We start from the raw sequence: 6,464 nt of genomic DNA, 5'->3' as shown, positions 1-6,464 counted from the left end.
ACCACGAGCAAGAGGTCCCCGCACCTCGGCTCCAATACGCGCCGCGTGTTGTTGCGCTTCAGTGCTTGAATGAGCCATCTGTGTTGGCGCAAAACGCGCGGGGGTAATAAACCGGCCGTGGTTATCGATAGCGTAAATCTCGCCCGAGCGACCGGTGCGCCCTTTAAAAAAAATCGGGAAAAAACTCGACTGGGTATTAAAGCGCAAACAAAAATAACCGGGCGCTGTGACTTCTGATTCAAATAACACACACATATTTTGCATGAGCGTGCCCGCAGGTTGCAGGCCGCGCGGTCCATCGATTGCACGCACTGCTGCTACCGGGCGCGAAATAGCAGGATGCCGGGCGAGCGCTTTATCAAGCACCTCCATCGTCTCAGGCAAGCGCACAGGTTGTTTGCGATACTCTTTGCTGCTGGCCGCCACCAGAATTCGCTCATGATTAATGACTGAAAAACCATCAAAGCCCATCACCATCAATACCGGATACAACCATTCGCGCAGGGCCTCATGGGTTTGAGGATTATCGCCTTGCTCCAACAACACCTGCTTTAATAGGGTTTTGCCTTGAGTGGAGTTTGCGAGCATGTGAATAGCCGCAAGATTCTGCTGTTGCCAGAGTTGGATAAGTTCAGTGAAGGAATTGAGCGAAGTTTGCAGATGCGCACGCACAATCCGCTCCTGGCTGGAATGGATATGACGCAATGCGAGCGTGGTGAAAAAAAACAGCAGCACTATAGCGAGCGCTGCTGACAACAGGGTGGGATTAACCAGCGAGAAAAAATGAAAGTATTTGTTTACCCGAGACTTGTTTGGCATATGGTGTGTTTACGTTGTAAATCCTGTTCGACCCAGCCCATCAGCTCGCGCCCAGGCATGGGGCGTGCCAGCAGGAAGCCCTGCGCCTGTTTACAGCCCAGGCTTTTGAGCAAGTGTAGCTCGGCTTCTGTCTCTACACCTTCTGCAACGGTAGTAATTCCCAAACGCTGGCCCATTTCGATGGCCGATTTCAAAATATTGCGGATATATTGCCGCGCCGGAGCGCCCTGGATAAACGAGCGATCAATTTTCAATTCAGAAAAGGGGAAGCGCGACAGCTGCTGCATAGACGAAAAACCGGTGCCGTAATCGTCGATGGAAATACCAAAACCTTTCAAACGCAAACGGCTGATAGTGGCCAACGCTGAAGGCAAATCGACCACCAATGCACTTTCGGTAATTTCAAAAGTAATAAAGTGAGCGGGTATGCCCTGACGAATTACGCGCTGGATAATTTCGTTAGCGAGATTAAATTCGGCAAGTGATTTGGCCGAGAGGTTAATTGCCACTGGAATATATTGCCCCAACTCCCACCAGCCATTCATATCTTGCAATACCTGATCGAGCACAGAGAGAGTCAAATCGCCAATCAAGCCATGCTCTTCCGCGAGCGGAATAAACACGCCGGGTGGAATCCAATCGCCCTGCAAGTTTTTCCAGCGCGCCAGCGCTTCCACGCCCGCCACCTTCATAGTTTCAAGATCAATTTTGGGCTGGTAATAAACCTGGATTTTGGCGCGGTCTAGCGCCGTTTTTAATTGTTCAACATCGGTTTCTATCGGCGGACGCACCTGATCGGGCGGGCAGATACCTGTGTTGTAACTGTTGAGTGCATCGGCCAATTCAACCGGGTTGACCGGTTTGCGAAAAGCGCCGAGCAAATTAATACCCAAGGCTTCCGCCATAGTAGCAACTGCGCTGATAAGCACTTCATCGGAACTGCTGGCCAAGACGACAGCGGGTTTGTGTGGCAATTGCGCGAGTTGTTGCAATACTTCGATGCCATCCATAACCGGCATTTCCAAATCCAGCAACATCACCGCAGGGATTTTTTCGAGCAGGGCGAGCTGATCCAGCGCTAATTTGCCATTGGCCGCTTCATACACCTGACTCACGCCAAACGCACGCAGGCACATATGCGCGCTGTATCTGTGCATGCTGCTATCGTCAACCACCATCACCCCTTGCTGCACAATATCGCCGTGCAAATTGAGCGAAGGGTTTTGGCTAGCCGATGTATTAAGTGAAATCATATGTCGCTCACTGGCTCCGAGATGCGGAAGAATAGCAAATTTACACAGGTTAACAGCAACAGGTTGCGCGCAATCTGGCATACCTTAACTCGCTACGCGCCTGAGTACAGACGTCACTGCAGCGGGCTTGCGATAAATCGATGGGCTAACCGCTTTAATACCGAGATTCAAACCCTGCAAACTTTCGCAGTGACCCAGAATCAACCAGCCACCAGGGCGCAGTGATTGCAGCATATTCTCGATCACTTTTTGCTTTGTGGCGTTATCAAAATAAATCAGCACATTGCGCAAAAAAATCACATCAAATTGTTCATTGGTTTCGCGCGGGTGCAACAGATTATGCTGCTCAAAGGTGATGCGTGAGCGCAGCGAGGGCACTACTGCCAACATACCTTCGTATTCACCAATACCGCGGCGGCAATAATTTTTTAAATAATCCGCCGGAATGTGGTTTATGCGCTCGGCGCGATACACACCAGTGCGCGCATGTTCCAATACTTTGCCGGAAATATCGGTAGCCAAAATGTCCCAATCGCATTTACCCAAGGTGTCGGCCAATACCATTGCAATGCTGTGTGGTTCTTCACCGGTAGATGAAGCCGCACACCAAACACGCATTTTGTTAGGTCCTTGCTGCGGAATAATTTCATCGCGCAAAAAATTAAAATGCGCTGGCTCGCGGAAGAAATAGGTTTCGTTGGTGGTGAGTAAATCCAACATGGTGCTGCGCTCTTGTGCACCAGCAGGACTGGAAACGTAAGCGAAATAGGTCTCGTAGTCTTTGTGCCCGAACAACTCCAGACGACGCCACAGACGGCCAGTTACCATCGCCGTTTTATCGGCACCAATAATGATACCCGCAGTGCGATACACATAATCGCGGATCTTATGGAAAGCAAATGGGCTGATGTTGGAATGTGTACTCATAATCCTGGCCGTTACTGGGTTCGTCATGATGGGCAAAGGTGCCGATTATTGAAAAGATCCTTGATCTCACAGTGCGGTGCTTCGCCCTGAGGGGAGTCACCTTCATTGGTTCCCAGTGTGCGGGTTTGGCAAAAAAGTCGTGAGAGTAAAAATACTCAGGTGGCGTGAGGGATAACACCTAGTGGGTCAATACCTAGCGGGGTGAGTCTAGTGGCAGGCAAACGTAGAGGGGGATTAACCAAGGTGAAAACGGAACGTGACTCACCTGTAAAAGGGAAATTAAGCGATTGAAAATAAAGGAAATTTTCGAAATCAACTAACGGCTCGCCACCGGCATCATAAAATCACGCATTAATTCCATCGCCGAATTAACGCGCAATTTTTCCATAATACGCGCGCGATGGTTTTCTACCGTGCGCACACTCAGGTTGAGTTTTCCGGCGATATCTTTGCTGGGTAAACCATCGAGCACCGCCTGCAAGACTTCCTGCTCTTTGGGCGTTAGCAGTGCGATGCGCGCTTCGCGTGTGGCCAAATGTAGCCGCTGTTGGTGGAGCTGGCGGCTGAGTGAAAGAGCAGCTTGCAGCTTCTCCAGAAACTGGTGGCCATTGATGGGTTTCTCAACAAAATCGAACGCGCCCTGCTTCATGGCCTCTACCGCAGCGCTCACCTCCGCATAACCGGTGACGATAATCAGCGGAGGCGGCACGGCGTAGCGTTGTTGCAAGACCTTGTGCAGTTGCAAACCACTCACACCGGGCATGCGCATATCGGTGATCACACATTCGCAGGGACGCGGGGAATAGGCATCCAGAAAGGCTTCAGCACTGCTGAAACACACTGGCTCAACGCCGGTAGATTCAACAATCCCGCTCATCAACTCAAGGGTAATACTGTCGTCGTCGATCAGATAAGCAGTGGCTACAGCTGTTCTATTCATGGAGCACTCATCATTAAACACGTCTGATTGATACCTAAATGCTATTTGAGTGTAGCAGAATGCGCCAAAATTACCGCCCGGCCTTGCTTGCGTTAACACGGCATCTCCGTTAAAAAGCCGCCACCTACCGATGCACATTTTTCCTACGACGAGCCAGCTATGAACAGATCAGTCTCTCCCGACTATTTACAGCGCTTTGGCGGCCTTGCGCGCCTGTACGGGCAAGACGCACTGCCAGCCCTCACCAATGCCCATTTTGTTGTGATTGGATTGGGCGGTGTAGGCACCTGGGTAGCGGAAGCCTTGGCACGCTCGGGGGTGGGTGAACTGACCCTGATCGAGATGGATGAAGTCTGTGTCACCAATACCAACCGCCAATCGCATGCGCTTAAATCCAATCTCGGGCGGCCAAAAAACCAGGTGATTACCGAGCGCTTACGCGATATTAACCCCGAGCTGGTGATTCATTCGATTGAGGATTTTATCGATCAGGACAATATGAAAACCTTGATCGGCAAACAGCACCATGTAGTGATCGATGCAATTGATGCCGCGCATTTAAAAGCGCGCCTGGTGGCTTATTGCCTGGCGATCAAAGTGCGCCTGATCACCATCGGCTCCTCTGGCGGGAAACGCAATCCGCAGGCGGTAACGGTAGATGATTTGGGGCGCAGTATCAGCGACCCCATGCTCGCCAAGGTGCGTACGCAACTCTATCGCCACCACAATTTTGCGCGCGATAAAAACCGCAAATTCCGCGTCGATGCCGTCTACTCCACCGAGCAAATGGTCTACCCGCAACCCGATGGTTCCGTGTGCATGGATAAACAGGCGCTGGCCGATGGCGTGAAACTGGATTGCGCGGGCGGTTTTGGTTCCAGCGTAATGGTAACGGGAACCTTTGGTTTTATCGCGGCAACGCGGGCGATTGAGCGTTACCTTGATAAACAGATGGGTGATAAACAGATTGGGGACAAACAGAAAAAATCGACTGATTAACGTTGATCGCCCACCAACATCAAGGCGCGCTCGATAATACGATTGAAACCATTATTGCGTGAGGGTGTGAGATGTTTCTCTAACCCTAACCCCCGCATGGATTGCGCAAGATCCCCCGCACTAATCTGCGCGGAAGTTTTACCATTCAACTGCACCAGCAATAGCACCGCCAACCCATTCATCACACTGCTATCGGAAGCAAACGCAAAATAGTGCCGCTCACCTTCCTGTTCATGTACCAGCCAGACTGGTAATTCACAACCTTTAATCAAGTTTGCGGGCAGACGCATATCCGGTTTGGGGCTGAGCAACTTACCCCACTGGATAATCAACTTGTACTGCTGCTGCCAATTAGAGGCAGCCATTAATTCGGGCAGTTTTACGGCACCAAGGTCATCGCGAAAAATCACGCAGGAATACTCAAACTGTAGGACGGAAAGCGATTATAGAGGCAAGCGCAAACTTTAAGAATCTTTACCGTACACCAACACTTATGCTGCAATTCTGCAGTTAGAATACAACCACACACAATAATTGCTGCACGACAGCAAAGTAAGATCACCACTCCCGCCCAGCTCTCGCGAATGATAAATACCCGATTTATCCACCGAGGGATGTATATGAAATCATTTTTATCCGCTGTCAGTGCAACACTATTTGCCTTTGTACTCAGCGCCTGCAGCTCATTGCAGACTGCGCAACCACAGGCTGAAACCACACCAACGTCGCCCAAAATAATTGCCTACTACATGGGTGACGGTTCAGATTTGCAGCGCTACAACGTTGGCCAACTCACCCATATCATCTACAGCTTTTTGCACTTGACCGGCAATCAACTCAGTTTTGATTCAGATAAAGACAAACAAGCACTGCAGCGTTTGGTCGCGCTAAAAAAACAATATCCCAAGTTGAAAGTTATGCTGTCGCTCGGCGGTTGGGGCGGTTGTGAAACCTGCTCGGATATTTTTAACAGTGCAGAAAACCGCAAAATATTTGCGCAATCTACACTCGCAATTATTGAGGAATACCAAGCCGATGGAATTGATCTGGATTGGGAATATCCGACAATTGCCGGTTTTCCAGGCCATAAGTATGCGACCTATGACCGCACTAATTTCACTGCGCTAATCCAGGAATTGCGCGCCGTATTTGGCAGCCGCTACGAATTGAGTTTTGCCGCGGGCGGGTTTGATAGTTTTTTAGAAACCGCCGTGGATTGGGACGCAATTATGCCGCTACTGGATAACGTCAACCTGATGACCTACGACATAGTGAATGGAGCAACACCGCATACCGGCCACCACACCGCACTCTATTCCACACCACAACAAAAAGACTCCACCGATAACGCTGTACAGTTTTTATTGCGCAAAGGCGTAGCGCCAGAAAAAATTATTATCGGCACCGCGTTTTATGCGCGAGTCTGGGAGCAAGTTAGCGCAACCAACAACGGTTTATACCAACCCGGTGTGCATATCGATGGCGCTGATTACAAAGAATTCGTCACCCGCTTTAACCCCGCGGAC

Annotated in this window: 7 protein-coding genes; 2 read left to right on the top strand and 5 right to left on the bottom strand. The window is 50.3% G+C overall.

Going from position 1 to position 6,464, the window contains the following annotated elements; all coding sequences use genetic code 11:
• The 4 genes from ACWA6V_RS15110 to ACWA6V_RS15095 form a co-directional block, all read right to left on the bottom strand.
• Positions 1–819 (bottom strand): hypothetical protein (locus tag ACWA6V_RS15110; RefSeq protein ID WP_449523271.1); only part of this gene is annotated, 819 nt, incomplete at its 3' end.
• Positions 798–2,072 carry an EAL domain-containing response regulator gene (locus tag ACWA6V_RS15105; protein WP_449523270.1) on the bottom strand — a complete coding sequence of 425 codons (1,275 nt, stop codon included), beginning with the start codon at positions 2,070–2,072 and terminating at the stop codon, positions 798–800. The genes ACWA6V_RS15105 and ACWA6V_RS15110, both read right to left, overlap by 22 nt.
• 84 nt (positions 2,073–2,156) lie before the next feature.
• Entirely contained in the window at positions 2,157–2,999 is an 843-nt protein-coding gene (locus ACWA6V_RS15100) for a CheR family methyltransferase (RefSeq protein ID WP_449523269.1), read from the bottom strand.
• Between the two features lie 316 nt (positions 3,000–3,315).
• Entirely contained in the window at positions 3,316–3,939 is a 624-nt protein-coding gene (locus tag ACWA6V_RS15095; RefSeq protein ID WP_449523268.1) for a response regulator transcription factor, read from the bottom strand.
• Between the two features lie 159 nt (positions 3,940–4,098).
• On the opposite strand from ACWA6V_RS15095, the gene tcdA reads away from it, so the two are divergent.
• On the top strand, positions 4,099–4,938 hold the full coding sequence (gene tcdA, locus ACWA6V_RS15090; RefSeq protein ID WP_449523267.1) for a tRNA cyclic N6-threonylcarbamoyladenosine(37) synthase TcdA: 840 nt from the start codon (positions 4,099–4,101) through the stop codon (positions 4,936–4,938).
• Here the strand turns inward: tcdA and ACWA6V_RS15085 are convergent.
• Entirely contained in the window at positions 4,935–5,348 is a 414-nt protein-coding gene (locus tag ACWA6V_RS15085) for a SufE family protein (protein WP_449523266.1), read from the bottom strand. The genes tcdA and ACWA6V_RS15085 overlap by 4 nt on opposite strands.
• A gap of 210 nt (positions 5,349–5,558) precedes the next feature.
• Between ACWA6V_RS15085 and ACWA6V_RS15080 the strand changes: the two genes are divergently transcribed.
• Positions 5,559–6,464: glycoside hydrolase family 18 protein (locus tag ACWA6V_RS15080; RefSeq protein ID WP_449523265.1), on the top strand; the 906-nt coding region annotated here is incomplete at its 3' end.

It is taken from the genome of Cellvibrio sp., assembly GCF_053579595.1.
Note: the sequence above shows the minus strand (reverse complement) of the source record. Positions and strands in the feature narration are given on the sequence as shown.